The organism is Streptomyces vastus, assembly GCF_039532825.1.
GTDB classification, from domain to species: domain Bacteria; phylum Actinomycetota; class Actinomycetes; order Streptomycetales; family Streptomycetaceae; genus Streptomyces; species Streptomyces vastus.
In genome coordinates this window covers 24,084-49,249 of the sequence record NZ_BAAASJ010000016.1, presented here as the reverse complement: position 1 = coordinate 49,249, position 25,166 = coordinate 24,084, and the positions used below count along the sequence as shown (strand labels likewise).

General features: G+C 68.5%; 26 protein-coding genes and 2 pseudogenes. 18 read left to right on the top strand and 10 right to left on the bottom strand.

Annotated features, from left to right (window positions below; translation table 11 throughout):
* The first annotated feature begins 120 nt into the window (after positions 1 to 120).
* The 10 genes from ABD357_RS05775 to ABD357_RS05730 all read left to right on the top strand — a co-directional run bounded on the left by ABD357_RS05775 (position 121) and on the right by ABD357_RS05730 (position 8,440).
* Positions 121 to 1,074 (top strand): Rossmann-like and DUF2520 domain-containing protein, encoded by a 954-nt coding sequence (locus ABD357_RS05775; protein ID WP_344387936.1) that lies wholly within the window; start codon positions 121 to 123, stop codon positions 1,072 to 1,074.
* A complete protein-coding gene (gene panC, locus ABD357_RS05770) occupies positions 1,071 to 2,063 on the top strand; it encodes a pantoate--beta-alanine ligase (RefSeq protein ID WP_344387935.1) in 993 nt (330 codons plus the stop codon). The genes ABD357_RS05775 and panC overlap by 4 nt, the downstream gene beginning before the upstream one ends.
* A gap of 11 nt (positions 2,064 to 2,074) precedes the next feature.
* Positions 2,075 to 3,886: an L-aspartate oxidase gene (locus ABD357_RS05765; protein WP_344388026.1), complete on the top strand. Its 1,812-nt coding sequence runs from the start codon at positions 2,075 to 2,077 to the stop codon at positions 3,884 to 3,886.
* Positions 3,883 to 4,887 (top strand): carboxylating nicotinate-nucleotide diphosphorylase, encoded by a 1,005-nt coding sequence (gene nadC / locus ABD357_RS05760; RefSeq protein ID WP_344387933.1) that lies wholly within the window; start codon positions 3,883 to 3,885, stop codon positions 4,885 to 4,887. The genes ABD357_RS05765 and nadC overlap by 4 nt, the downstream gene beginning before the upstream one ends.
* Positions 4,888 to 4,896: 9 nt before the next feature.
* Positions 4,897 to 5,694, top strand: coding sequence for a type III pantothenate kinase (locus tag ABD357_RS05755; protein WP_344387931.1), 798 nt, complete (start codon positions 4,897 to 4,899; stop codon positions 5,692 to 5,694).
* A 579-nt stretch (positions 5,695 to 6,273) separates the two neighbouring features.
* Entirely contained in the window at positions 6,274 to 6,486 is a 213-nt protein-coding gene (locus ABD357_RS05750) for a hypothetical protein (RefSeq protein ID WP_344387929.1), read from the top strand.
* Between the two features lie 32 nt (positions 6,487 to 6,518).
* A complete protein-coding gene (locus tag ABD357_RS05745) occupies positions 6,519 to 6,710 on the top strand; it encodes a hypothetical protein (RefSeq protein WP_344387926.1) in 192 nt (63 codons plus the stop codon).
* Between the two features lie 85 nt (positions 6,711 to 6,795).
* Positions 6,796 to 7,314, top strand: coding sequence for a BlaI/MecI/CopY family transcriptional regulator (locus ABD357_RS05740; protein WP_344387925.1), 519 nt, complete (start codon positions 6,796 to 6,798; stop codon positions 7,312 to 7,314).
* Positions 7,315 to 7,323: 9 nt separating this feature from the next.
* Complete coding sequence (locus ABD357_RS05735) at positions 7,324 to 7,866, top strand: amino-acid N-acetyltransferase (protein ID WP_344387923.1); 543 nt, start codon at positions 7,324 to 7,326, stop codon at positions 7,864 to 7,866.
* A gap of 238 nt (positions 7,867 to 8,104) precedes the next feature.
* Positions 8,105 to 8,440, top strand: coding sequence for a histone-like nucleoid-structuring protein Lsr2 (locus ABD357_RS05730; RefSeq protein ID WP_344387920.1), 336 nt, complete (start codon positions 8,105 to 8,107; stop codon positions 8,438 to 8,440).
* On the opposite strand, the gene ABD357_RS05725 is transcribed toward ABD357_RS05730, so the two are convergent.
* Positions 8,419 to 8,991, bottom strand: a complete 573-nt coding sequence (locus tag ABD357_RS05725; protein WP_344387918.1) for an SCO3374 family protein — start codon at positions 8,989 to 8,991, stop codon at positions 8,419 to 8,421. The two genes, ABD357_RS05730 and ABD357_RS05725, sit on opposite strands and share 22 nt — an antisense overlap.
* A gap of 432 nt (positions 8,992 to 9,423) precedes the next feature.
* On the opposite strand from ABD357_RS05725, the gene ABD357_RS05720 reads away from it, so the two are divergent.
* A complete protein-coding gene (locus ABD357_RS05720) occupies positions 9,424 to 11,949 on the top strand; it encodes an ATP-dependent Clp protease ATP-binding subunit (protein WP_344387916.1) in 2,526 nt (841 codons plus the stop codon).
* Between the two features lie 122 nt (positions 11,950 to 12,071).
* Here the strand turns inward: ABD357_RS05720 and ABD357_RS05715 are convergent, their stop codons facing one another.
* Together ABD357_RS05715 and ABD357_RS44575 are read right to left on the bottom strand one after the other, a co-directional pair.
* A complete protein-coding gene (locus ABD357_RS05715) occupies positions 12,072 to 12,710 on the bottom strand; it encodes an HAD family acid phosphatase (protein WP_344387913.1) in 639 nt (212 codons plus the stop codon).
* Positions 12,707 to 13,465 carry an NACHT N-terminal Helical domain 1-containing protein gene (locus ABD357_RS44575; protein WP_425584749.1) on the bottom strand — a complete coding sequence of 253 codons (759 nt, stop codon included), beginning with the start codon at positions 13,463 to 13,465 and terminating at the stop codon, positions 12,707 to 12,709. Before ABD357_RS44575 ends, ABD357_RS05715 begins: the two co-directional genes overlap by 4 nt.
* Before the next feature lie 99 nt (positions 13,466 to 13,564).
* Between ABD357_RS44575 and ABD357_RS05710 the strand changes: the two genes are divergently transcribed.
* A complete protein-coding gene (locus tag ABD357_RS05710) occupies positions 13,565 to 15,067 on the top strand; it encodes a carboxylesterase/lipase family protein (RefSeq protein ID WP_344387911.1) in 1,503 nt (500 codons plus the stop codon).
* 80 nt (positions 15,068 to 15,147) lie between these two features.
* Here ABD357_RS05710 and ABD357_RS05705 read toward each other — a convergent pair.
* Positions 15,148 to 15,486 (bottom strand): annotated as a pseudogene (locus ABD357_RS05705) (STAS domain-containing protein); the annotation flags it as partial.
* A gap of 194 nt (positions 15,487 to 15,680) precedes the next feature.
* On the opposite strand from ABD357_RS05705, the gene ABD357_RS05700 reads away from it, so the two are divergent.
* Positions 15,681 to 16,169: a helix-turn-helix domain-containing protein gene (locus ABD357_RS05700; protein ID WP_344387909.1), complete on the top strand. Its 489-nt coding sequence runs from the start codon at positions 15,681 to 15,683 to the stop codon at positions 16,167 to 16,169.
* Positions 16,170 to 16,183: 14 nt separating this feature from the next.
* On the opposite strand, the pseudogene ABD357_RS05695 reads toward ABD357_RS05700, so the two are convergent.
* From ABD357_RS05695 to ABD357_RS05685, 3 genes and pseudogenes are all read right to left on the bottom strand, one after another.
* Positions 16,184 to 16,564, bottom strand: a pseudogene (locus tag ABD357_RS05695) (DUF1016 N-terminal domain-containing protein); the annotation flags it as partial.
* Between the two features lie 46 nt (positions 16,565 to 16,610).
* The gene (locus tag ABD357_RS05690) at positions 16,611 to 16,805 is read right to left on the bottom strand and encodes a DUF397 domain-containing protein (RefSeq protein WP_344387908.1); all 195 of its coding nucleotides are present in this window, start codon (positions 16,803 to 16,805) and stop codon (positions 16,611 to 16,613) included.
* Between the two features lie 11 nt (positions 16,806 to 16,816).
* Positions 16,817 to 17,704: a helix-turn-helix domain-containing protein gene (locus tag ABD357_RS05685; protein ID WP_344387907.1), complete on the bottom strand. Its 888-nt coding sequence runs from the start codon at positions 17,702 to 17,704 to the stop codon at positions 16,817 to 16,819.
* A gap of 324 nt (positions 17,705 to 18,028) precedes the next feature.
* On the opposite strand from ABD357_RS05685, the gene ABD357_RS05680 reads away from it, so the two are divergent.
* Positions 18,029 to 18,418 carry an ATP-binding protein gene (locus tag ABD357_RS05680; protein WP_344387905.1) on the top strand — a complete coding sequence of 130 codons (390 nt, stop codon included), beginning with the start codon at positions 18,029 to 18,031 and terminating at the stop codon, positions 18,416 to 18,418.
* 299 nt (positions 18,419 to 18,717) lie between these two features.
* Here ABD357_RS05680 and ABD357_RS05675 read toward each other — a convergent pair whose 3' ends face one another.
* The gene (locus tag ABD357_RS05675) at positions 18,718 to 19,275 is read right to left on the bottom strand and encodes a GNAT family N-acetyltransferase (RefSeq protein WP_344387903.1); all 558 of its coding nucleotides are present in this window, start codon (positions 19,273 to 19,275) and stop codon (positions 18,718 to 18,720) included.
* Here ABD357_RS05675 and ABD357_RS05670 point away from each other — a divergent pair.
* The 3 genes from ABD357_RS05670 (at position 19,206) to ABD357_RS05660 (ending at position 21,038) form a co-directional block, all read left to right on the top strand.
* Positions 19,206 to 19,616 carry a GNAT family N-acetyltransferase gene (locus ABD357_RS05670; RefSeq protein ID WP_344388023.1) on the top strand — a complete coding sequence of 137 codons (411 nt, stop codon included), beginning with the start codon at positions 19,206 to 19,208 and terminating at the stop codon, positions 19,614 to 19,616. The genes ABD357_RS05675 and ABD357_RS05670 overlap by 70 nt on opposite strands.
* Positions 19,609 to 19,812, top strand: a complete 204-nt coding sequence (locus tag ABD357_RS05665) for a hypothetical protein (RefSeq protein WP_344387901.1) — start codon at positions 19,609 to 19,611, stop codon at positions 19,810 to 19,812. Before ABD357_RS05670 ends, ABD357_RS05665 begins: the two co-directional genes overlap by 8 nt.
* A 506-nt stretch (positions 19,813 to 20,318) precedes the next feature.
* Complete coding sequence (locus tag ABD357_RS05660; RefSeq protein WP_344387900.1) at positions 20,319 to 21,038, top strand: M23 family metallopeptidase; 720 nt, start codon at positions 20,319 to 20,321, stop codon at positions 21,036 to 21,038.
* A 19-nt stretch (positions 21,039 to 21,057) separates the two neighbouring features.
* Here ABD357_RS05660 and ABD357_RS05655 read toward each other — a convergent pair whose 3' ends face one another.
* Positions 21,058 to 21,636, bottom strand: coding sequence for a TetR/AcrR family transcriptional regulator (locus ABD357_RS05655; RefSeq protein WP_344387898.1), 579 nt, complete (start codon positions 21,634 to 21,636; stop codon positions 21,058 to 21,060).
* Between the two features lie 175 nt (positions 21,637 to 21,811).
* Between ABD357_RS05655 and ABD357_RS05650 the strand changes: the two genes are divergently transcribed.
* On the top strand, positions 21,812 to 23,389 hold the full coding sequence (locus tag ABD357_RS05650) for an MDR family MFS transporter (protein WP_344387897.1): 1,578 nt from the start codon (positions 21,812 to 21,814) through the stop codon (positions 23,387 to 23,389).
* Positions 23,390 to 23,848: 459 nt separating this feature from the next.
* Here the strand turns inward: ABD357_RS05650 and cseC are convergent, their stop codons facing one another.
* Positions 23,849 to 25,159, bottom strand: a complete 1,311-nt coding sequence (gene cseC / locus ABD357_RS05645; protein ID WP_344387895.1) for a two-component system sensor histidine kinase CseC — start codon at positions 25,157 to 25,159, stop codon at positions 23,849 to 23,851.
* Positions 25,160 to 25,166 lie beyond the last annotated feature (7 nt).

Genomic DNA, 25,166 nt, shown 5'->3' with positions numbered 1-25,166 from the left:
CGAATTTTCCCCAATTTCCCACAGCCTGTGGACAACAAAACGGGCCCGGAACGGATCGCGTTAACATGACGAGAAATCGTCCGGTACCCCGAGCGGACTGGAACGGAAGGCCGCCGTCGAGTGAGTACAGTCCCACAACCAGAACCCAAAGATCGCCCCGCGCGGCTCACCGTCGGCGTCGTCGGTGCCGGCCGCGTGGGGCCCGCTCTTGCCGCGTCGTTGCAGCTCGCCGGGCATCGGCCGGTGGCCGTCTCCGGGGTCTCCGACGCCTCCGTACGGCGCGCGGCGCAGCTGCTGCCCGACGTACCGCTGGTGACGCCCGCGCAGGTCATGGAGCGGGCCGAGCTCGTGCTCCTGACGGTCCCGGACGACGCCCTGCCTGGGCTGGTGGAGGGGCTCGCGGAGACGGGGGCGGTGCGGCCGGGGCAGCTGCTCGTGCACACCTCCGGGCGGTACGGCGCGAAGGTCCTGGATCCCGCGCTGCGGTCCGGTGCGCTGCCGCTGGCGCTGCACCCAGCGATGACGTTCACCGGCACTCCTGTGGACGTACAGCGGCTCGCCGGGTGCTCCTTCGGGGTCACCGCACCCGAGGAGCTGCGGCTGGCCGCCGAGGCGCTGGTCATCGAGATGGGCGGCGAGCCCGAGTGGATCGCCGAGGAGGCCCGGCCGCTGTACCACGCGGCCCTCGCGCTCGGTGCCAACCACCTGGTGACCCTGGTCGCCGAGTCCATGGAGCTGCTGCGTACGGCGGGCGTGGTGGCCCCCGACCGGATGCTGGGCCCGCTGCTCGGTGCCGCCCTGGACAACGCCCTCAGGTCGGGCGACGCGGCCCTCACGGGACCCGTCGCGCGCGGTGACGCGGGCACGGTCGCCGCGCACGTCACGGAGTTGCGCAAGCACGCCCCGGAGACCGTTCCCGGCTATCTGGCGATGGCCCGCGCGACCGCCGACCGGGCCCTCGCCCACGGACTTCTCAAGCCGGAGCTCGCAGAGGACCTTCTCGGGGTACTGGCAGACGGAGTACCGGCAGACGGGACCGACGGCACCGACGGCACCGAGGGGGACGCCCGATGACCACCGCCCTGCTGCGCACCGCCGACGAGCTCCACGCGCGCGTGCGCACCGGCCGTCGTGCCGTCGTGATGACGATGGGCGCCCTGCACGAGGGCCACGCCACCCTGATCCGCACCGCTCGCGGGGTCGCGGGCGGCGACGGAGAGGTCGTGGTCACTGTCTTCGTGAACCCCCTCCAGTTCGGCGCGGGCGAGGACCTCGACCGCTATCCGCGCACCCTGGACGCCGACGTGAAGATCGCTGAACAGGCGGGCGCGGACGTCGTGTTGGCCCCCTTCGTGGACGAGGTCTACCCGGGCGGCGAACCCCAGGTCCGCATCAGCGCGGGGCCCATGGGCGAGCGCCTGGAGGGCGCCTCGCGGCCCGGGCACTTCGACGGCATGCTCACCGTCGTCGCCAAGCTGCTGCACCTGACCCGGCCCGATGTGGCGCTGTACGGGCAGAAGGACGCCCAGCAGCTCGCCCTGATCCGCCGCATGGTGCGCGATCTGAACTTCGGGGTGGAGATCGTCGCAGTGCCGACGGTGCGCGAGGAGGACGGCCTCGCCCTGTCCAGCCGCAACCGCTACCTCTCGGCCGCGGAGCGCCGCACCGCGCTCGCCCTCTCCCAGGCTCTGTTCGCGGGCAGTGACCGGCACGCCGCGCAGGAGGCCCTGCGCGCGCGTGCCCGCGAAGTGCCCACCACGCGCGCGCGTGCCGAGGCGCTCAGCGCGCTCGGCGAGTCCCGCGCCGCGGCGGACGCGCACGCCGTCGCCAAAGCGGTGCCCGGCGGCCCCGCCGCGGTCCGCGCAGCCGCCCGCCTCGTCCTCGACGACGCCGCCCGTATGCAACCCCCGCTCGCCCTGGACTACTTGGCGCTGGTCGATCCGTCCGACTTCACCGAGATCCCGGACGACTACACCGGCGAGGCGGTCCTCGCCGTCGCCGCCCGGGTCGGGACGACCCGGCTGATCGACAACATTCCGCTGACCTTCGGAGCCGCCTCGTGACCAGCACAGGCATACGCCCGCCCGTCACCCACCACCACCCTCAGCCGAGAGCGCTTCGCGCTCGCCTCCCTCGTCTGGCCGCCCCCGCCCCCGGCTGGTTCATCGCCGCCGACGTCGTGGTCGTCGGCTCCGGAGTCGCCGGACTCACCGCGGCCCTGCGCTGCGACGCCGCCGGGCTGCGGACCGTCGTCGTCACCAAGGCCATGCTCGACGACGGCTCCACGCGCTGGGCGCAGGGCGGCATCGCGGCGGCCCTCGGTGAGGGCGACACCCCGGAGCAGCACCTCGACGACACGCTGGTGGCGGGCGCGGGCCTGTGCGACGAGCAGGCGGTGCGCCTCCTCGTCACCGAGGGCCCCGACGCCGTACGCCGCCTCATCGCGACCGGCGCCCACTTCGACGAGTCCGAGCAGGGCGACCTGGAGCTCACTCGCGAGGGCGGCCACCACCGCCGCCGTATCGCGCACGCGGGCGGCGACGCGACGGGCGCCGAGATCTCCCGGGCCCTTGTCGAGGCGGTACGCGCGCGTGGACTGCGTACGATCGAGAACGCCCTGGTCCTGGACGTGCTGACGGACGCCGACGGCCGCACCGCGGGCGTCACGCTGCATGTCATGGGAGAGGGCCAGCACGACGGCGTGGGAGCCGTTCACGCGCCCGCCGTGGTCCTCGCCACCGGCGGCATGGGCCAGGTCTTCTCGGCGACCACCAACCCGTCCGTGTCCACCGGGGACGGCGTCGCGCTCGCCCTGCGCGCCGGAGCCGAGGTCAGTGACCTGGAGTTCGTGCAGTTCCACCCGACCGTGCTCTTCCTCGGCCCGGATGCCGAGGGCCAGCAGCCGCTGGTCTCCGAGGCGGTTCGCGGCGAGGGCGCCCACCTCGTCGACGCGGACGGCGTTCGCTTCATGCAGGGTCAGCACGAACTGGCCGAGCTGGCGCCCCGCGACATCGTCGCCAAGGGCATCATGCGGCGCATGCAGGAGCAGGACGCCGAGCACATGTACCTGGACGCCCGGCACTTCGGCGCCGACATGTGGGAGCACCGCTTCCCCACGATCCTCGCCGCCTGCCGCGCCCATGGCATCGACCCGGTCACCGAGCCCGTCCCGGTCGCCCCGGCCGCCCACTACGCCTCCGGAGGCGTCCGCACGGACTCCCAGGGCCGTACGACCGTCCCCGGCCTGTACGCGTGCGGGGAGGTCGCCTGCACCGGTGTGCACGGCGCCAACCGGCTCGCCTCCAACTCCCTCCTGGAAGGCCTCGTCTACGCCGAGCGCATCGCGGCCGACATCGCCACGCGCCGCGAGGAAAACCGCCTCTACGCGCGCGTGCCCGCGCCCGTCGCCTACCCGGAACAGCCCGTCCACCCGCTCCTCGACCCCGAGGCGCGGTTCGCGATCCAGCGGGTCATGAGCGACGGAGCCGGTGTGCTGCGGTCCGCGGAGTCCCTGGAGCGGGCGGCCGACCGCCTCGAGCGACTGCACTCCGACGCCCGCGACGCGCTCGCCGAGAACGGCAAGACGGCCGAGCCCGGCGTCGACACCTGGGAGGCCACCAACCTCCTGTGCGTGGCCCGCGTCCTGGTCGCCGCCGCCCGTCTGCGCGAGGAGACCCGCGGCTGCCACTGGCGCGAGGACCACGCCGACCGCGACGACACCGACTGGTCCCGCCACATCGTCGTACGGCTGAATCCGGACCGAACCCTCGCCGTACACACCACCGACACACCAGACTTCCCCTCGACCCTCCCCCAGGATCTCGACTCCGCTCGACTTGGGGGGACCCCCATGCCGCGCCCGGCACCCCGTCCCCAGGAGCAGTGACAGCAGTGAGCAGCACCCCCGACCTTCCCCTCCTCTCCAGCGGTGGCTGCGGCGACGGCTGCGGCTGCGGTGCCGCAGGTGCCGAAGAGGACTACGACCTCGACCCCATGGAGTGCGGCCTCGATCCGGCCCTAGCGGCCCTCCTTGCCGACGCCGGGCTCGACCCCGTCGAGGTGGAGGACATCGCGCACCTGGCCGTCGAGGAGGACCTCGACCACGGCGTTGACGTCACCACGGTCGCGACCATCCCCGAAGAGGCCGTCGCCACCGCCGACTTCACCGCCCGTGAGGCGGGCGTGGTGGCGGGCTTGAGGATCGCCGAGGCGGTCGTCTCGGTGGTCTGCACGGACGAGTTCGAGGTCGAGCGTCACGTCGACGACGGCGACCGTGTGGTGGCAGGCCAGAAGCTCCTGAGCATCACCAGCCGCACCCGCGACCTCCTGACGGCCGAACGCAGCGCCCTGAACCTCCTGTGCCGCCTCTCAGGCATCGCGACCGCCACGCGCGCGTGGGCGGACGTTCTCGAGGGCACCAAGGCCCGCGTACGCGACACCCGCAAGACGACGCCCGGACTGCGCTCCATGGAGAAGTTCGCGGTGCGCTGCGGCGGCGGCGTCAACCACCGCATGTCTCTCTCGGACGCCGCCCTGGTCAAGGACAACCACGTGGTCGCCGCGGGCGGCGTCGCCCAGGCCTTCAAGGCCGTACGGGAGGCCTTCCCGGACGTACCGATCGAGGTCGAGGTCGACACCCTGAACCAGCTCCGAGAGGTCGTGGACGCGGGCGCCGACCTGATCCTCCTGGACAACTTCACGCCCGGCGAGTGCGAGGAGGCCGTCGCCCTCGTCGACGGCCGCGCGTTCCTGGAAGCCTCGGGCCGCCTCAGCCTGGACAACGCGGCGGCGTACGCCCGCACCGGCGTGGACTACCTCGCCGTGGGCGCCCTCACCCACTCCTCGCCGATCCTGGACATCGGCCTCGACCTGCGAGCGGCGGAGTAGGTACGGGTCATGCTGCTGACCATCGACGTGGGCAATACCCACACCGTCCTCGGCCTCTTCGACGGCGAGGACATCGTCGAGCACTGGCGCATCTCGACGGACGCGCGCCGCACGGCCGACGAGCTGGCGGTGCTGTTGCAGGGCCTCATGGGCATGCACCCGCTGCTCGGCGACGAACTGGGCGACGGCATCGACGGCATCGCCATCTGCGCCACCGTCCCCTCCGTCCTGCACGAGCTGCGCGAGGTGACCCGCCGCTACTACGGCGACGTCCCCGCAATCCTCGTCGAGCCCGGCGTCAAGACCGGCGTGCCGATCCTGATGGACAACCCCAAGGAGGTCGGCGCGGACCGCATCATCAACGCGGTCGCCGCCGTCGAGCTCTACGGCGGGCCGGCGATCGTCGTCGACTTCGGTACGGCGACGACGTTCGACGCGGTGAGTGCGCGCGGGGAGTACGTGGGCGGGGTCATCGCCCCCGGTATCGAGATCTCGGTCGAGGCGCTCGGGGTGCGGGGCGCCCAGCTGCGCAAGATCGAGGTGGCGCGGCCGCGGAGTGTGATCGGCAAGAACACGGTCGAGGCGATGCAGTCGGGCATCATCTACGGTTTTGCCGGCCAGGTGGACGGGGTCGTGAGCCGGGTGGCTCGTGAGCTGGCTGATGACCCGGACGATGTCACGGTCATCGCGACGGGTGGGCTTGCGCCGATGGTTCTGGGTGAGTCCTCGGTGATCGATGAGCATGAGCCGTGGCTTACGTTGATCGGGCTTCGCTTGGTGTACGAGCGGAACGTCTCGCGTACGTGATGCCTCCGGCGCTTGGGCCGGTTTTGAAGCTGCGGGTTCGTTGTGGTTGCTCGCGCCCCGCGGCGGAGCCGCTGATGTCACAGCCCCGCGCCCCTTGGGTGCGTGGTGGGTGCGGGGCCGCGGGGTGCGTCAGCCCGTCGCAGGCCGGGCATGCGACCCGGTGTCGGTACACGGTGCGGGTGACCTGAGACAGAACCTGAGCGACGGGCATACGACGCACCGGCCCACGTCCCCTCCCGCCGGTGGGAAGCTGCGGGCAGCCGGGGCTACGGGTTGCCGGGCGCGGGGTTGCCCAGGGCGCGGGGTTGCCCGGGGCGCGGGGAGTCGCAGGCTTTTGCGATTCAGGGGCGCGGGGCTGTGTCGATTTGCGGCTCCGCCGCGTGGGCGCGACCAGCCACGACGGACTGGCAGCCGCGCCACGACTGTCACCTCCACCCCCTGGCGGGGGCCTGGGGGCGCAGCCCCAGTTTCGGGAAGGGGCGGGGCTGGGGAAAGGAAGCCCTCAACGAACCCACGCGCTCAATCACCCAACGCGTTGCGTTCCGTGAAGGTTGTCTGATTAGTGCGTATCGTCGCCTCATGCATACGCCATACGCCCCCGCGCGTGCCGCCGCCGAGGACCCCGACAAGAAGCCGGCGAAAAAGCCCGCCTCTCAGCCGCCGCCAAAGCCGAAGGCCGAGCCGCAGCGCAGCCCAAAGCCCGCTCAGCCGCACCGGCCCATCCCCACCCCCGGCGAGGTCTTCCCGCCCCGGCGCAAGCCGCCCACGCCCCCCGGCAAGCCCCCGCAGTAGCTCGCCCCCATGCCCTGGCTACTCTGAAAGGCATGGACTACGTCTCCGCGCTCGTACCCCCGGTAGTGATGGCTGTGTTCTTCACCGGTCTGATCGTGACGATCGTGAAGACGCAGGGCGGCGCCAACAAGGCCAAGGAGGACGCGGTCGTCGACGCCGCCCTCGCGCGTGCCGAGAACACCCGTCAGGCCTCCGGCGAACGTGATCGCAACGCCGACGCCTGAACTCGTACGCCACTTTTATTGCCAAACGTCCGTCAAGGTCACGTCTGTAATGCTTTGACTGGAATGTCCCACTAGGGTCTGAGTTGTGCCTCGCCCCTTGGGAGATCTGGAAGACGCGGTCATGTCGCGGGTGTGGAAGTGGAACCGCCCGGTGACCGTTCGAGAAGTCCTGGAAGATCTTCAGCAGGAACGGTCCATCGCGTACACCACGGTGATGACCGTTTTGGACAATCTCCATCAGAAGGGCTGGGTGCGCCGCGAAGCGGAAGGCCGGGCCTATCGATATGAGGCGGTCTCAACCCGCGCCGCATACGCGGCCGCACTGATGAACGAGGCCTGGTCGCGGAGCGACAACCCGGCCGCCGCTCTCGTCGCCTTCTTCGGCATGATGTCCCCGGAACAGCGCGCGGCACTGCGTGACGCCGTCCGCATCGTGGAAGGCCCGGAAACGACGAGCGGCGAAACGACGACCAGCGAAAGTTCGGCCGGCGAAAGCTCCTCGGGCGAAACGGCGGCCGGCGAAACCGCCCCTCGCGAAAGCTCCACCCGCCAGAACGCCCCGGGCGAGAACCCCGCCGCCGTCGAGGGCGACACCGGGCGATAACGTCCGGTCATGCCAGCAGAGCAGTCCGAAGTCACCACCCGTAAACCCCTCACTGTCCGCCGGGCCAGGACCAGCGATGTCCCCGCGGTACGCCGTCTACTTGACGCGTACGTCCGCGGCGGCATCCTGCTCGACAAAGCGACGGTGACGCTTTACGAGGACATCCAGGAGTTCTGGGTCGCGGAACGGGATGCCGGGTCAAGCGCCGAAGTGGTCGGCTGCGGTGCACTGCACGTGATGTGGGAAGACCTCGCGGAAGTCCGTACTCTCGCGGTCGACCCCAGGCTCAAGGGTGCCGGCGTCGGGCATCAGTTGCTGGGGAAGTTGGTGGAGACCGCCCGCTGGCTCGGCGTTCGCCGGGTATTCTGCCTGACCTTCGAAGTCGACTTCTTCGCGAAGCACGGCTTCGTGGAGATCGGTGAGACACCCGTTGACCCCGAGGTCTACGCCGAGCTACTGCGTTCCTATGACGAGGGCGTGGCAGAGTTCCTCGGTCTCGAACGAGTGAAACCGAACACCTTGGGCAACAGCCGGATGCTTCTGCATCTGTGATCGTCGGCTTGGAATACGCCCGGCACCCCTTGCCCGGGGGCTCTATGTCCGAAACGCGTACGTTTTCGGTCTTCTCAGGTCGGGTCGGTCTCTCCTGGTCTCTCCCAGGGGTTTGTGTTTTTCCAGCAAAAGCGGTTTGCTTTCGGACGTACTGCAGTAGTGCATATAACAGGGGGCATGAAACAGCGGCAGCCGCCGCGGACCCTCGGCCCTGAAGTTATCGATGAAAGGAAATCCGGTGGCACAGAAGGTTCAGGTCCTTCTTGTCGACGACCTCGACGGCGGCGAGGCGGACGAGACCGTGACGTTCGCGCTGGACGGCAAGACGTACGAGATCGATCTCACCACCGCCAATGCGGACAAGCTCCGCGGCCTTCTCGACCCGTACGTGAAGGGCGGTCGTCGTACCGGAGGCCGCGCTGCTGGTGGGCGTGGCAAGGCGCGCGCCGCTTCCGGCGGAAGTCAGGACACCGCGCAGATCCGCGCCTGGGCGAAGGAGAACGGTTACGAGGTCAATGACCGTGGCCGTGTTCCGGCGTCCATTCGCGAGGCCTACGAGAAGGCCAACGCCTGAGAGCGGGCTTGCCGCAGGCGGATCCGGTGGCACTGCGTTGCCATCGTGTCCACGAGTCGTACGAGATCGGGGGCGCCCCCACCGCCCCCGCCGAGCGCCGACAGCGTCGGCAACGCAGGCTCCACCTCGCAGTCAGGCTCTGGGGGCCGCAGCCAGACGGCGGCCCCCTGCGAGCCGTCCACCGCGCTGCTTCCTGCACTTCGCGGCAGCGGCGCCTCGATGCGCCCGCCCGCGCCGATCGCCTTGAGGTCCAGCGCGAGAGATCCCCACTCCAGCCAGTCGAGCAGCCCCGGCAGCTCGTCGGCGCTTCCCGCGGCCACCAGCAGCCGCATCCGGTCCGCCCGCACGGCCACCGGAGAACCCGGCCCAAGATGCCGCAGCGCCACGTGACCCGCCTCCGCCGGCACCTCCAGGACGTCGAAGCGCAGGCCCGTGAGCAGCTCGACGGGAGGTCCGGGCACTGTCGCCCAGCCCAGTTCGTTCTCGTACCACTGGCGCACGTGGTCGCCGGTGTCCAGTGGGCTGCGCGGGAGAGGAACGATGGGGCCCATGCCAGGAGCAACCGCCAAAGCGGGCTTCGAGTTACGTTGGGTGTTCGTGTGTGTGCGCCGAGTATCGGAAACGGGGGCGTGTGGAAGCGCTGGGCGGCGCAAGGATGTTCGCCCATAGCGGAGGGAATGGGTGCGCGCGGCATGGACTGTCAGTGCGTACGGGTAAGACATCCCTAGTGGGAGGGGCGACACGCAAGGTTCAGGCATCTCACGTTCGCCATGGGCGTACAGCTGGTGAGGGTATCTGCCTGGCCTGCGGGAACATCGTCTCGCACCATCGGGTTGGAGTAGATGTCGGCGTTCGGCGATTGGGAGGCCAAGGACGGGTGTCGGCAGATGGAATGAGCGGTCCCCGCTTGCGGGACTAAGCTGCGGAAGGACAGGGAGGGGAGCGTCCCCTTACTGCCTGACCGCTCTGAGGAGCGATTAACGATGTTCGAGAGGTTCACCGACCGCGCGCGGCGGGTTGTCGTCCTGGCTCAGGAAGAAGCCCGGATGCTCAACCACAACTACATCGGCACCGAGCACATCCTCCTGGGCCTGATCCACGAGGGTGAGGGTGTCGCCGCTAAGGCCCTGGAGAGCCTCGGGATTTCGCTCGAGGCGGTCCGCCAGCAGGTGGAGGAGATCATCGGGCAGGGGCAGCAGGCCCCGTCCGGGCACATCCCCTTCACCCCCCGTGCCAAGAAGGTCCTGGAGCTTTCGCTCCGCGAGGCCCTTCAGCTGGGCCACAACTACATCGGCACGGAGCACATCCTGCTCGGCCTGATCCGCGAGGGCGAGGGCGTCGCCGCCCAGGTCCTGGTCAAGCTGGGCGCAGATCTCAACCGGGTGCGGCAGCAGGTCATCCAGCTGCTCTCCGGTTACCAGGGCAAGGAGACCGCCGCAGCCGGTGGGCCTGCTGAGGGCACCCCCTCGACGTCCCTGGTCCTCGACCAGTTCGGCCGGAACCTCACCCAGGCCGCTCGTGAGTCCAAGCTCGACCCGGTCATCGGGCGCGAGAAGGAGATCGAGCGGGTCATGCAGGTGCTGTCCCGTCGTACGAAGAACAACCCCGTGCTCATCGGCGAGCCCGGCGTCGGCAAGACCGCCGTCGTCGAGGGCCTGGCGCAGGCCATCGTCAAGGGCGAGGTGCCCGAGACCCTCAAGGACAAGCACCTCTACACCCTGGACCTGGGCGCGCTGGTCGCCGGCTCCCGTTACCGCGGTGACTTCGAGGAGCGCCTGAAGAAGGTGCTCAAGGAGATCCGCACCCGCGGCGACATCATCCTGTTCATCGACGAGCTGCACACGCTGGTCGGTGCGGGTGCCGCCGAGGGCGCCATCGACGCCGCTTCGATCCTGAAGCCGATGCTGGCCCGCGGTGAGCTCCAGACCATCGGTGCCACCACGCTCGACGAGTACCGCAAGCACCTGGAGAAGGACGCCGCGCTCGAGCGCCGCTTCCAGCCCATCCAGGTCGCGGAGCCGTCGCTGCCGCACACCATCGAGATCCTCAAGGGCCTGCGCGACCGGTACGAGGCGCACCACCGCGTCTCGATCACCGACGAGGCCCTCGTCCAGGCCGCGACGCTGGCCGACCGGTACATCTCGGACCGCTTCCTGCCGGACAAGGCGATCGACCTGATCGACGAGGCCGGCTCCCGGATGCGTATCCGCCGGATGACCGCGCCGCCGGACCTCCGAGAGTTCGACGAGAAGATCGCGGGCGTGCGCCGCGACAAGGAGTCCGCGATCGACTCGCAGGACTTCGAGAAGGCCGCCTCTCTCCGTGACAAGGAGAAGCAGCTCCTGGCCGCCAAGGCCAAGCGGGAGAAGGAGTGGAAGGCCGGCGACATGGACGTCGTCGCCGAGGTCGACGGCGAGCTGATCGCCGAGGTCCTCGCGACCGCCACCGGTATCCCGGTCTTCAAGCTGACCGAGGAGGAGTCGAGCCGTCTGCTGCGCATGGAGGACGAGCTCCACAAGCGGGTCATCGGACAGACGGACGCCGTCAAGGCGCTGTCGAAGGCGATCCGTCGTACGCGTGCCGGTCTGAAGGACCCGAAGCGTCCCGGTGGTTCGTTCATCTTCGCCGGTCCGTCCGGTGTCGGTAAGACCGAGCTGTCCAAGGCGCTCGCCGAGTTCCTCTTCGGCGACGAGGACGCGCTGATCTCCCTCGACATGTCGGAGTTCAGCGAGAAGCACACGGTCTCCCGTCTCTTCGGTTCGCCTCCCGGTTACGTGGGCTACGAAGAGGGCGGTCAGCTCACGGAGAAGGTCCGCCGCAAGCCGTTCTCGGTCGTCCTGTTCGACGAGGTCGAGAAGGCGCACCCGGACATCTTCAACTCGCTGCTGCAGATCCTGGAGGACGGTCGGCTGACCGACTCCCAGGGCCGGGTCGTGGACTTCAAGAACACGGTCATCATCATGACGACCAACCTCGGCACCCGGGACATCTCCAAGGGCTTCAACCTCGGCTTCGCGGCCCAGGGCGACACGAAGTCCAACTACGAGCGGATGAAGAACAAGGTCTCGGACGAGCTGAAGCAGCACTTCCGTCCCGAGTTCCTCAACCGTGTCGACGACGTGGTCGTCTTCCCGCAGCTGACCCAGGCCGACATCCTCGCGATCGTCGACCTGATGATCGGCAAGGTCGACGAGCGCCTCAAGGACCGGGACATGGGCATCGAGCTCTCCCAGTCCGCGAAGGAGCTGCTGGCCAAGAAGGGTTACGACCCCGTGCTCGGCGCGCGTCCGCTGCGTCGCACGATCCAGCGTGAGGTCGAGGACAGCCTGTCGGAGAAGATCCTCTTCGGCGAGCTGCGTCCCGGCCACATCGTGGTCGTCGACACGGAGGGCGAGGGCGAGGCCAAGACCTTCACCTTCCGCGGCGAGGAGAAGTCGGCGCTGCCGGACGTCCCGCCGATCGAGCAGGCCGCCGGTGGGGCTGGTCCCAACCTGAGCAAGGAGGCCTGACCCTTCGGGGGTTGAGCCGAAGAGTCAAAGAAGGGGGCCGGTGCTTATCCGCACCGGCCCCCTTTCGCGTGCCCGATGGGGGGGTGGCTCTGGCTCCCCATGTGGCTCCCGATGACGGTGGCTTACGACAGCTGGCCTTCGTAGTCCGGCAGCTTGTACGTCTTCTCCGCGTGGCCGCCGGAGAGGTCGGTGGGGGTGTTGCCTATGTTCGCGATGATCGTGTAGCCCTTGGCCTCGATCTCCGCGCGCTTGGCGGTCTTGTACTCGGCCTTGTCCCTGAAGAGATCGCCGAAGTTGCGGACATAGAGGCCGGAGACCTTGTAGCCGACGTGCTTGAGGTTGTAGTCGGTCACGGAGCCGATGATGTCCGGGCGCGCGGTCACGAAGAACAGGGCGACGCCACGGTCCTGGGCGTACTTGGCGACTTCGAGGACGGGCGCGTTGGCCGGGGACGGGTAGCTGAAGCCGAAGTCGGTCTCCAGCGTGGTGTTGTCGATGTCGAAGACGATCGCCTGCTTCTCGCCCGGCTTGGTGTTCGCGATCCGCTGCTTCAGATAGGGCAGCGCCTGGTCCATCACCGCCCGGCAGTCCTTCTGCCAGGTGTCGTAGTCGACGTCCGCGGCGGCGGCGGTGGCTGCGGCCGGTGCCGCGGCGGGGGCCGCTGCCTGGCTCGCGGCGGCGGCCGGGGTGACCAGGGCCGCCGTGACGGCCGTGGCGGCGGCGGTCACGCCGATGAGGCGCTTCCAGCTTCTTCCTGTCATGGGGGGTTCCTCTCGCGTCTGAGTCGCGTCGGAGCACTGAGGGACAACTGCGGGACGACCGAGGTGCAGGGGTCGCGCTGCATCGTCACGGCCGGGTGAGGCCACAGGGAGGCGAAGGTATTACCGGCTGGTAACTGTAAGGTGCCCAAGTGGAGTTGGGCTAGGGGTCGGTGCTGGGCTGCGCCGGACCACTCCATGGCGTGCTCTTGCCGGACGGTGTGCTCGCCGGGCAGGGGGGCGAGGATGTGCTCCGGGACTTTCGTCGCGTCCTGGGCGAGGAGGAATGAGATGGGCTCCAGCCCTGGAAAGAAAGCCGGGACGGCCGAGAGGTCTTCGTTTCCGGTGAATTTGTTGAAGTGAAGGTGCCTAATGCCTGGCAGAACGGCCCCTCGGTCCACGGGACCGCAGTCCAGTTGAGGCGCAATTGCGTCAGGTCTGGGAGCAGGGCATTCTCGCGCAGGGTGGCCGAGGCCGAAAGCGCGGCCAGCGTCTCCGGCCTCTCCAGCCCAGCCACAAGGTCCAGCGACAGCAATTTCAGTGGTACTTCGGCCAAGGGCGCGAGGTCGTCCACGTACTGATTGCTGCTGATCTCCAGATAATGGAGCCTGCGCAGCGGCGAAACGAACCAGCTCGGCGGCGAGTTTGTGGACGTCCTTCCCGGTCAGGGACCATTTCTCGCCGGTGAAGGATACGTACGCCGAGATGCGTACGGGTTTGTCGACCAGGCCCGCTCCCGGGCCCTCCGTTGCGGGCATGGCGGGTGGGTGATCGGCGTAGCTGGTAAATGCATTGGCTCCGGAGGCACGGTCGCGGGAGGATCCGCGGTGTCCGACCTGCCTTCAGAGGGAGCCGCGATGAGCGCCGACGAACCCGAAGTCCGTACGACAGCAGGGGTGTTGCGAGGGGAAGGGGAGCCGGGACTTGCGGCGTTCCGCGGGATACCCTTCGCTCAGCCGCCCGTCGGTGCGCTGCGGTTCGGGGCGCCACGGGCCGTACGGGGCTGGGACGGCGTACGGAAGGCTGTGGCGTACGGGCCGCCGCCTCCGCAGGCGTCGGCGTTCGGGATGGACGCGCTGTCCCAGGACACCGGTGACGACTGGCTGACGCTCAACGTGTGGACGCCCGACCACGGTTCGGGCGCCGGGCTGCCGGTGATGGTGTGGCTGTACGGGGGTGCGTACACCATCGGGATGGCCAGTCTGCCCGAGTACGACGGCGGGCGCCTGGCGCGCGAGGGCGTGGTCGTGGTGACGCTCAACTACCGGGTGGGGATTGAGGGGTTCGGTCTCATCGAGGGGGCGCCGGCCAACCGGGGGCTGCTCGACCAGGTCGCCGCGCTGGAGTGGGTGCGCGAGAACATCCGGGCGTTCGGCGGCGATCCGGACCGGGTCACGGTGTTCGGCGAGTCGGCGGGGGCAGGATCGGTCGCCGCGCTGCTGGCGATGCCGCGCGCGGCCGGGCTCTTTCGGCGGGCTGTAGCGCAGAGTGTGCCCGGTACGTTCTTCTCGGCCGAGCTCGCGGCCGATTTCGCCGGTGCTTTCGCCGACGAGCTGGGGCTGCGGCCGACCGTGGCCGATCTGGGCTCGGTGGCGCCAAGCCGGCTGCCCGCGGCGGGGGATGCGGTGGGTGCTTCCATGCGCCGGTCCCTGAAGCGGTGGGGGCCGGTCGCGCATACGTCGGTTCCGCTCGCGCCGGTCGTCGACGGAGATGTTCTGCCGGTCGATCCCTGGCAGGCGCTGGCCGACGGGGCAGGGCGGGATGTCGAGCTCGTCGTCGGGCACACGCGTGACGAGTACCGCCTCTTCATGGCGCTCGGCGGGATGATCGGCGAGGTGACGGAGGGTCAGGCGGCGGTGGCGCTGGAGGTGTTCGCTCCCGGCAGGGAGGATGCGTACCGCGCCGCGTTCCCGGACGCCGGCCCCGAGGAGCTGTACGAACTCGTCAACTCCGACTGGCTGTTCCGTATGCCGTCGCTACTGCTGGCCGAGGCGCAGGTCGGGGCGGGTGGACGTGCGCACTTCTATGAGCTGACGTGGGCCGCGCCGGGTATGGGCGGAGGACTCGGCGCCTGCCATGGGCTGGATGTGCCGCTGGTGTTCGGCAACTTGAGCGGAGGGTTGCCCGCGATACTGCTCGGCGAGACACCACCTCCGGAGGCGGAGGAGCTGTCCGCTCACTTCCGCTCCGCGTGGACTGGGTTCGCGTCGGGCGAGGGGCCCGGCTGGCCCGCGTACGACCTGGAACGGCGGCTCGTCCAGCTCTTCGATACGAGTCCGGCCGTGGCGGCGTATCCGGAGGAGGCGGCGCGGGAGGTTTGGCGGGGGCATGTGTTCGGGGCGTTGCCGCTCGGGGGCTAGTCCGGGAGCAACTCGTGCTGTCGGCACCACTCTTCGATGCCGTGGCCGCCGCCTTCTACGGCCGCTCGCCAGTGTCCGTCGGCGGTGATCGCCTCCTGGAGCGAGGGGTGGATGGAGAAGACACGGTCGAGTCCGGTGATCCGGAAGATGCGGTGGATACGGTCGCTGTCGATCACCAGCCTGAGCGTGCCCTCGCGGGTGCGCAGCCGCTTGAGGCTGCCGACGAGGGCGCCCAGGCCGGTCGAGTCCAGGAAATCCACGTTCCGCATGTCCGCGATGACGTGGGTGACGTCCTTGTCGAGGAGATCGATGATGCCTTCGCGCAGGGTGGGAGCCGTATAGACGTCGATCTCGCCGGAGACCTGGAGGACGGCGCAGTTGCCGCCGGCGGTGATGGAGTTCAGGTGTAAGTCGCGCACGTCGGTCTCCTGTGTCGGCGTTGGGTCGTCTTGAGTCGGCACTGTGCCGGGTCATTGTGTTGTCACTCCATGGAGTGACAACGAGTTGCGTGGAACTACAGTAGGGCGGTCGGTGAGGCTTGTCAACGGTGGACTTTCGCTGTCATTATGGAGAGTGACGTAGCGGATTGTGGGGGATGACGCGAGGAGCACGGGTGCGGGTCGAAGAGGCAATCGGAAAGCAGATCGCGCGCTTCAGGGAGGCGCGACGGCTGTCGCTGACGGAACTGGGCGAGGCGATGGGCCAGTACCTCGACCGCCCCTGGAGCCGCCAGGCCGTCCACCAGGCCGAACGGGGCCGCCGCGCCTTCACGGCAGCCGAGCTCACCGCCATCGCCCTGGCGCTGGACACCTCGGTCCCCGCGCTGTTCCTCGCGCAAGCGGACCAGATCGAACTGCCGGGCCGGACCATCTCGCCCGAGGAGTACCGCGGGATCCTCCTGTACGCGGGCAAGGACGCACCCCTGGACGGTGTCGATGAGCTGATCGTGGCCCTGCACGACATCGGGGAGGTCCTGTCGAGGCCCACGCTGGCCCGGCTGGCGAAGATCGGGGCGGTGGCGGAGCAGGTGGCTGGTGTGACGGCAGGAGACGCGACGGCGTCCGAACGTTCCGGTGAACGAACGCGGTCGTCGCAGCGCTGAGCGCTCCGCTGGAAACGCGCTCGAAGCTGCGGGTGGCCCCACGGCAATTGTCCAACAGGCTGTTGGACAATTGGCTCCGGCCAGGTGCGGGCCATCTTGTGCATGTACATCAGGTTGCTTCGGGAGAAGCCGCGCTGGTTCGGGAACGTCGTCTTGAGATCTGCGGCGAGTCGGGCCACGGCCTTGGTGCCCCAGCCCTCCTGCTCTTGGCGGGCCAGGATGAGCTTTCCGATCTGCCAGTACATCTGGACCAGTTCGGTGTTCACGGCTCGCTGTGCGCGGAGGCGTGCGCTCGCGACGGTTTCCTTGACCTCGCCCAGGAGGTCGCCGTACCAGGAGGGCAGGGCCTTCTGCTGGGCGGGGAGGCTGGGCTTCGCCTCGACGTTCTCGTGCATGAGGTGAGGCTCGCGCACGGTGATCGTTACGCGGGGGCGAACCGTTTCATGTCATCCGAACGGGTGAGGTTGGAGCGAGTGTTCGTATGAGGGCGGCCAGGGCAGTCGGGGTGGTGGTGAGGATCGTGTCGGGGGTGTCGCTCTCTCGGAGGTGGACGGTGCCCGTGGGGGTGGCGGCGACGTAGAGGCAGTTGGCCTGGTCGCCGCTGAAGGATGACTTCTGCCAGTCGAGGGCGGACATGCTGATGCTCCCTAGAGGGTGTACAGGATGTGTTGTACGAGGCTGAGTGAGTCCTTGGCCGCGTGCCTGACCGGGATCACCGTGGCGTCGATGGGTGGAAGGGCCGCGGTGCTGAGACGGTCGAACTGGCGGCGGTACTTGGTGACTTCGTCGTCGCCGTGCAGAAACATCGACTGCGCCGGGTGCTCCATGAGCACGGTCTCCAACTCGCCGCCGTGCGAGGCGATGTGGCAGAACGGCGTGGTCAGCGCCGAGACCGCGACGGCAGTGAATGGCACGAACTGGATGGTCACGTGGGGAAGTTCGGCCAATTCGACGAGCCTCAGCAGTTGCTCGCGCATAACCTCTGTGCCGCCGAAGCGCATGTGGAGCGCGGCTTCGTGGATCACGGCGTGAAGGTGGGCCGGCTGGTCGGCGGTGAGGATGCGTTGACGTTCCTGGCGGAAGTGCACCGCCTCTTCGATCTCGGCTGTGGTGCGCACGGCATCGCTCGCCTCGAAGATGGAGCGGGTGTACGCCGAAACTTGGAACAACCCGGGTAGGAACAGCGACTCGTAAGAGCGGAGCTCAGTGGAGGACTCCTCCAGCTCGGCCAAGTCGAGGGCCGAGGCGGGGAGTTGATCCCGATAGGAGCTCCACCAGCCTTTGCCGCTGGCTTCGGCCAGGCTCACAAGACTCTCGACGTAGGTTGAACTAGTAACCCCGTAGGCCGTGCAGAGGGTACGCATACGGTCGGATGCGAGGGGAGTTCGGCCGCTCTCGACGTGGGTGAGGTGCACGCGACCCATCCCGATGACGGCTCCGGCCTCGTTCAGGGTCATCCCGGCCTGCTCGCGCAACTTCTTGAGCTCGGCGCCCAGTCGTAGCTGCCGGGCGGTGGGGCGGGTACGCAAAGCCAACGCGGTCTCTCCTCGATGAGGTGGGGATCAGTTTGCCGGGGTGGGGGCGCATGGTCCAGCAAGGTGGAAGTTCAGGTTGAACAAGTAACCCCATATTCGCTACGTTGAGTGCGGCGACGCTCACGCAGTGATGTCGGAAGCCTCGCCATCGACGTATGCGTACACGCACGCCGTGTCGCGGAAGTGCACCGCTGATCCGCGATCCCGTTCCGGGCGGGGTCGCGCCCATGGGGCGGCAGAGCCACCGCGACCGGCGTCGGTCGACGAGGCAGTTCAGATCCAGATTCCTGCGTTCAGCGTCAGGCCGCCTTGGAGGCGTCAGCCATGGAACTTCCGCTCACCTACACCCTGTTCACCCCCGCTGTCGTGACCTCGCCCAAGATCTGCCGGGACTTCGTGCGGTCCACGCTGGAGACCCTCGGGCTCGGGGAACTCGCCGATACGGCTGCCCTATGCACCTCCGAGTTGGTGACCAATGTGCACCAGCATGTCCGGGGCGAGATCCATCTCAGGACCACCGTCGAGGGGAAGGGGGTTCGCATCGCTGTGTATGACCGAAGTCCGGTGCCGCCTTGCTCGCAAGCGAAGGTCGGCGAGGACGCCGAGGGCGGGCGGGGGCTTGTCCTGGTGGAGGCGTTGGCACACGGGTTTGGTGTGACCAAGGTCCGGGACGGAAAGGGGGTTTGGTTCTGGTTGGCTGCGGAGGACGAGTAGGCGTTGCTTATTCCTCGATGTCAGTGATGAAGCGCGAGTGGATGTTCAAGCCGCGGCGGTGGGGTCGGGGGTGTCGAGTTCCACAGCGTGAGCACTTCTCCCCGTAGTGTTCACGCATCGCTCGTTTGAGCGCCTGGAGGGCATACTTCCCTTCACTGTTCACGCTTTCTGTGATGGGTGTAGCTCTTACTCTGGGAAGATCATGAATCTTGTTGTGAGGTAGTCAGCCCTCGATCCAGGCGAAGGTGAGGCCGACGGCCCAGGCGAGGCGAGGGCGGGTCTTCCCGGTGGCTTGGTGATCAGTCAGCTGGTGGCGGGTCAATCCCGAGGACGGGCAGGCAGCCACCAACGGCAACGAGTTCGATGTCGTCGCGCCGCCGCTTGATCCACTGCCAGCGCGGCAGCCTCCATTGTTTGATCTCCGCCGGCTCGCCGCGCCGGGTGTCCCAGCTGACGCCGTTCGGCACGTAACCCAGAGCTTGGGAGACACGGTTCGAGGCATGGTTGTCGAAGAAGGCATCGCTGCTCGCCTCACGGGCCCCCAACCCATCGAAAGCCAAATGCAGCACCGCCTGCCGCATCTCCTTGCCCAAGCCGCCGCCCCGCACGTCCGGGCTGAGCCAGGAGAATGTGGTGACCGTACCGAACGTGGCAAAGTCTGTGCCGATCAGATCCTGCATGCCCACCGGCTCGCCGTCGATGACCACGACGAAGTACAGACGCCAAAGGCTCGCGCTGACCCGGCCCCGGCCGCGCCACACCCCCTGCAGCCAGCGCCACTCGCGCTCTGGGCTGTCCTCATAGAGGGACGAGGGACTTCCGGTACTGCCAGGAACAATGGGAAACTTCCGGGCCACTTCGCGCTTTCGGCATCCGGGTGGGCGCCGACAAGGTGCTCGCAGGGGCGATCGACTTGCGGTTCGCTGGCGCGGGTTTGGCTCCTGGTCAGGTGAACGTCGCGTACCGCCTCTACCCGTCCTGGAGAGGGCTTGGCCTGGCTACTCGCGCAGTCGTCCTGGTGTCCCAGTACGCGGCAAGTGAGGGCGGGGAGGAAGCCGTGATCCAGGTGGAGCCGGAGAATCCCGCCTCCGCCGCAGTCGCTCAGCGGGCAGGGTTCACCCCCGCCAAGCAGCCTCCCAGTAAGGACGGCACACGGTTCGACTGGTACATCCGGGACCTACGCGTCGCTATTGAGTGACGACCGGCAGACGCTGTTCGACCGGATCGGCGACGGACGGTGGCCGAGCACCACGCCGGCCCGGCTGCACGCCTCGGTGAGCGCGATGGGTCCGGCGTACCAGAAGGTGCTCGACTTCGGCACCGGTGCGGACCTGCCGTTGGAGCCGACGTACGCCAGGTTCACGCCACCGAAGATGCTCCGCCCTTCGCGGTGACCTCTGGCTGGTTACGGACGGCTGCGACAACGGGGGCGGTGACGGCCTTCGGGTACGGCACCGCACCTGGTCGTGACCGGTGACCGCGTAGTGCGCGTCACATCCCAAGGCGTCTGGATCTTGCCGGTCGGTGACATGACGCACAGGCGATTTGTCCGGTACTAGGGCGAGTAGTGGTGACGTGTTGCGGGGCAAAACGGACCTTTGGGTCAGTGGGTCGAGGGGTGCCTCGAGGGCGGCCCGGACCGGCTTGGGGGAGTGGGTCCAGGGCGTAAGCGAACGGCTGTGAAGTGGGGTTAAACCAGACTTCCAGTAGGAAACGCGGAGGATCCAATATGGGACGGCGTTCGTGTCAAGAAAGGGGAAGTTTCAGAGTCAAGTACGACTTCAGATCGTAGATGGGCTCTTTGTGGGACACCGGCAGCACGGGTTACCAAGGGACGCATCGCCCGGCGCATCGACAGCGCGTCGGGTGTGTTCGTGCCCGTCCCCCGGAGGTAGTCCCCATGTCGCTGCGCATCACCAAGTCCCACGTTCTCGGTACGTCCCCGCTCCGTGCCCGGGCGGCTGTCATGGTCGCCGGGCTGGGGGTGTCGGTCGCGCTGGGGGCCGGGGTCGCGGTTGCCGCCAGTAATGAGGCGAGCACCGGGGCGGTGCAGAGTGCCGCTGCCTCCTCCGTGCGGGAGCAGGCCGCCGCGCAGGACAGGGCCGCGTCGCAGGCCAAGGTCGCCGCTCAGGCCAAGGCCGCCGAGGGCGCGAAGAAGGCCGCGGTTCAGAAGGTCGTCGCCGCCAAGAAGGCGCCGAAGCCTTCCTGGGTCGACCCGGTCAAGAAGTACAAGCTCTCCGCCAGCTTCAACCAGGCCGGCAACTTGTGGAACTCGACCCACTCCGGCCAGGACTTCGCCGTGGCCTCCGGCACCAAGGTTTACGCCGCGCACGGCGGCACCGTCGTCAAGGCCGGCGGTAACGGCGGCGGTGACGGGCCCGCGTACGGCAATGCCGTCGTCATCCAGCACGGCAACGGGACCTACTCGCAGTACGCCCACCTGTCCCGCGTCCAGGTGAAGGTCGGCCAGGTCGTCGCGACAGATCAGCAGATCGCGCTCTCCGGCAACACCGGCAACTCCAGCGGTCCGCACCTGCACTTCGAGATCCGTACATCCCCCAACTACGGCTCCGCGATAGACCCCGTACGCTTCCTGCGCACCAAGGGCGTCACCGTGTAAAGGACCGCACAAGGTCCCGCTAGGACTCCTTGGGGGCGTTCGCCCTCGTGATCAGCTCGGTGGCGACCTCGAGGACGGCCTTGCGCTTCTCCTCGGGGTCGCCTTCGAGGTCCCTGAGGGCGAACATTCCGGCGTGCATGGAGAACAGGGCCGTGACGCACCGGACCTGGTCGGTCATCGTGGCGTCCGGCTCCCTGAGCAGGTCCACCATGCGGAGCATGCGGTCCTTGAAGTCCTCGCCGGAGCGCAGATCACGTACGGTCGCCTGGTTCTCCTGCATGAAGCGGAACAGGGGGGCTGCGTCGTTGAGGGCCTCGCTGTAGCGGTTGAGGATCACGCGCTTCGTCTCCAGGGTGCGCGGCTGCTGCTTGCCCCACTCGATCAGCTCGTCCATCGGCTTCGTCAGATCCTGGAAGAGGCTGATGAGGATGTCTTCCTTGGTCTTGAAGTGGTAGTAGAGCGCCGCCTTCGTGACGTTCAGCCGCTCCGCGATCTCGCGCAGGGACGTCTTCTCGTAGCCCTGCTCGGCGAAGAGTTCGAGGGCCACGTCCTGGATGCGCTGGCGGGTGTGGCCGCGTTGCTGCCTGCTGGCGCCCATCGTGGCTGCTCCTCGGCTTCGTGCTCGGGCTTCGTAGTCGCTTCCTACGGGAGTGAAGAAGCGGGTAAAGAAAAACTTACTTGACGCCCGGCTAGTCACGGACCTACGTTCCGAGTGTAGTCAACTTGCCGGGCGGCAAGTAAGTAGTGGGGCGGGCATCAGGGGAGTGGGGACAATGGCGGACACCGAGGCAGTGGTGGACGACGGGGGCAAGCAGCCCCGGAGCGTACGCGTCGTCCTGGGCGCGCTGATGATCGCGATGATGCTCGCGATGCTCGACAACATGATCATCGGGACCGCGATGCCGACGATCGTCGGCGAACTGGGCGGACTCGAGCATCTGTCGTGGGTCGTCACCGCGTACACGCTCGCGACCGCCGCCTCCACCCCGATCTGGGGCAAGCTCGGCGACATGTACGGGCGCAAGGGCGTCTTCATGACCTCGATCGTGCTCTTCCTGATCGGGTCGGCCCTGAGCGGTATGGCCCAGGACATGGGGCAGTTGATCGGGTTCCGGGCCGTTCAGGGGCTCGGTGCCGGTGGACTGATGGTCGGCGTCATGGCGATCATCGGCGATCTGATACCACCCCGGGAGCGCGGTAAGTACCAGGGCATGATGGCCGGTGTGATGGCGCTCGCCATGATCGGCGGGCCGCTCGTCGGCGGCACCATCACCGACCACTGGGGCTGGCGCTGGTCCTTCTACATCAACCTGCCGCTCGGCGCCGTGGCGCTCCTCGCCATCAGTGCCGTACTGCATCTGCCCAAGAAGCGGGCGCAGGCGCGGATCGACTACCTGGGTGCCGGGCTGCTGGCCGTGGGCATCACCGCGATCGTGCTCGTCACCACGTGGGGTGGCACCGAGTACGCCTGGGGCTCCGCCATGATCATGGAACTGATCGCGATCGGGGTCGCGGCACTGGTTGGCTTCGTGTTCGTGCAGACCAGGGCCGCCGAGCCGGTGATGCCGCTGCACATCTTCCGCAGCCGCAACTTCTCGCTGATGTCGGTGATCGGCTTCATCACCGGGTTCGTGATGTTCGGGGCCACGCTGTTCCTGCCGCTGTATCAGCAGTCCGTGCAGGGGGCGTCCGCGACCAACTCCGGGTTGCTGTTGCTGCCGATGCTCGGGGCGATGCTCGTCGTGTCGATGGTCGCGGGGCGGGTCACCACGAGCACCGGGCGGTACAAGGTGTTTCCGGTCGTGGGCAGTGTGCTGATGGTCGTCGGGCTGTTCCTGCTCGCGCAGATGGACACGGATACGTCGCGGGTCACCTCCGGTGTGTACATGGCGGTCCTTGGCGCGGGCATGGGGTGTCTGATGCAGATCACCATGCTGGTCTCGCAGAACAGCGTCGAGATGAAGGACATGGGCGTCGCGTCCTCCTCCACGACCCTGTTCCGTACGCTCGGAGCGTCCTTCGGGGTCGCGATCATGGGTGCGCTGTTCAACAACCGGGTCCAGGATGTGATGGCCGAGAGGGCCGGGGCGCTCGGGTCCGCGGTCACCGAGCGGTCGGCGCAGCTGGATGCGGCGAGTATGGCGAGGCTGCCGGAGGCGGCTCAGGAGGCGTACCAGCATGCGGTGTCCTCCGGTACGCATTCGGCGTTTCTGCTGGGGGCGGTCGTGGCTGTTGTCTCTTTGGTGGCGGCGGTGTTTGTGAAGGAGGTGCCGTTGAAGGGGGCGGCGCATCAGGCGGGGGAGGACGTTGGGGACGTTCCGTCCACGGGGGCGGTGGCGGAGCGGGTCTGAGTGGGGGGCGGGGGCCTTCGGCGGGTTTGCTTCGCCCCCGCCGCCCCTACCCGTCCCATCCCGGGGCCGGCCCTGGAGCCCCGCTGGGGGCTGCGCCCCCAGACCCCCATCGGCCTGAACGGCCTCGTCCTCAAACGCCGGACGGGCTGATTGGTGCCGGCCTCAGCTGCAAAGTTCAGCCCAAGGGTGCAGCCCAGCCGTGAGCCCAGTCCGCGCAAAATCAGCCCGTCCGGCGACAAATCAGCCCGTCCGGCAGCAAATCAGCCGGGCCAGCGCCAAATTCAGCCCGTCCGGCGATTGAGGACCCGGAGGTCCGGGGGCTGGCCCCCGAAACGGGGTCCGGGGCGAAGCCCCGAGGGGGCCGAGGGGACGCAGGGCCCTGCGGGGCTCTTGGGCGAAGCCCCGGGGACTTGGGCGAAGGCCCAGGTACTTGCGGAAGCGGAGGGCCGCACCGGCGCGCTACTCCGGCAGCATCTGATAGCTCCCCGTATTCGTCGGTGCGTGTTCCGGCAGCCACAGCACCGCCACCGCCCCTTCCGCGGGCACGTCCTCCGGCACACCCACGGGGCGTACGTTGCGGAAGGTGAGCCGTGCGCCGAGTACCCGGGCCTGGCCTGCCGCGATGGTCAGGCCAAGGCCGTGGCCGTGGCCCGCCCGGTCCTTGCTCCCGGTACGGAAGCGGCTCGGCCCGTCGGCGAGCAGTTCCTCGGGGAAGCCGGGGCCGTGGTCGCGTACGCGGATGACCCGGCCCTCCACCGTGACCTCGATGGGCGGCCTGCCGTGCTTGGCCGCGTTGACCAGCAGGTTGATGAGGACCCGCTCCAGGCGGCGCGGATCGGTGGTGACCTGCGACTCGTGCACCACCAGCACCTTGATGCCCGCGTCCCGCGCAGCCACCCGCCGGGTCACGAACTCGCCCAGCATGATGTCCTGCAACTCGGCCCGCTCGGACGCGCTGTCCAGCCGCGCCACCTCCAGGACGTCCTCGACGAGCGTACGCATCGCCTGCGCCCGGTCCCGTACGAGCTCCGTCGGCCGCCCCGGCGGCAGCAACTCGGCCGCCGTGAGCAGCCCGGTCACCGGCGTACGCAGCTCGTGCGCGATATCGGCGGTCACCCGGCGCTCGGCCTCCAGGCGCTGGCTGAGCGCGTCCGCCATCGCGTCCACGGCCCGCGCGAGGTCATCGGTCTCGTCGCGTACGACTCCGCCGATGGCGTCCCGCACCCGTACATCCGTCTCGCCCCGCGCGACCTGCCGGGCCGCCGTGGCCGCCTTGCGCAGCCGCCCCGAGAGCTGGCCGCCGATGAGGACGCCGAGCGCGCAGCCGCCGAAGACGACCGCGATCGAACCGATGAGCAGCGCCTCGTCGAGGTCGTCCAGCACGGCGGCGCTGCGGTCGGTGAACCCGGTGTGCAGCGACAGGATCCGGCCGTCCTTGAGCGGTACGGCGGCCCAGATGTCGGGCACACCGCTGGGGCCGTCCGCCACATAGGTCGCCCGCCGGCCGGCCGTGGCCTTCGCCAGCAGGTCCTTCGGCAGGTCCGGATCGTCGATCTTGATGCCGGGGAAGTTGGTCCGCCCGGACGTCTCGTAGTTCCGCTGCGCGATCTGGACGCGCTCGTCCGCCAGATCGCGCGCGTTGGAGAGCATCGAGTACCGGGCGGCGTTGTGCACGACCACGCTCAGGGTGAGCGCCACGAGCGCCCCGACCGCGGCGATGGCCGCACTGAGCTTCCACCTGAGGCCGGTACGCAGACCCGTACGCAGCATCGGGTGC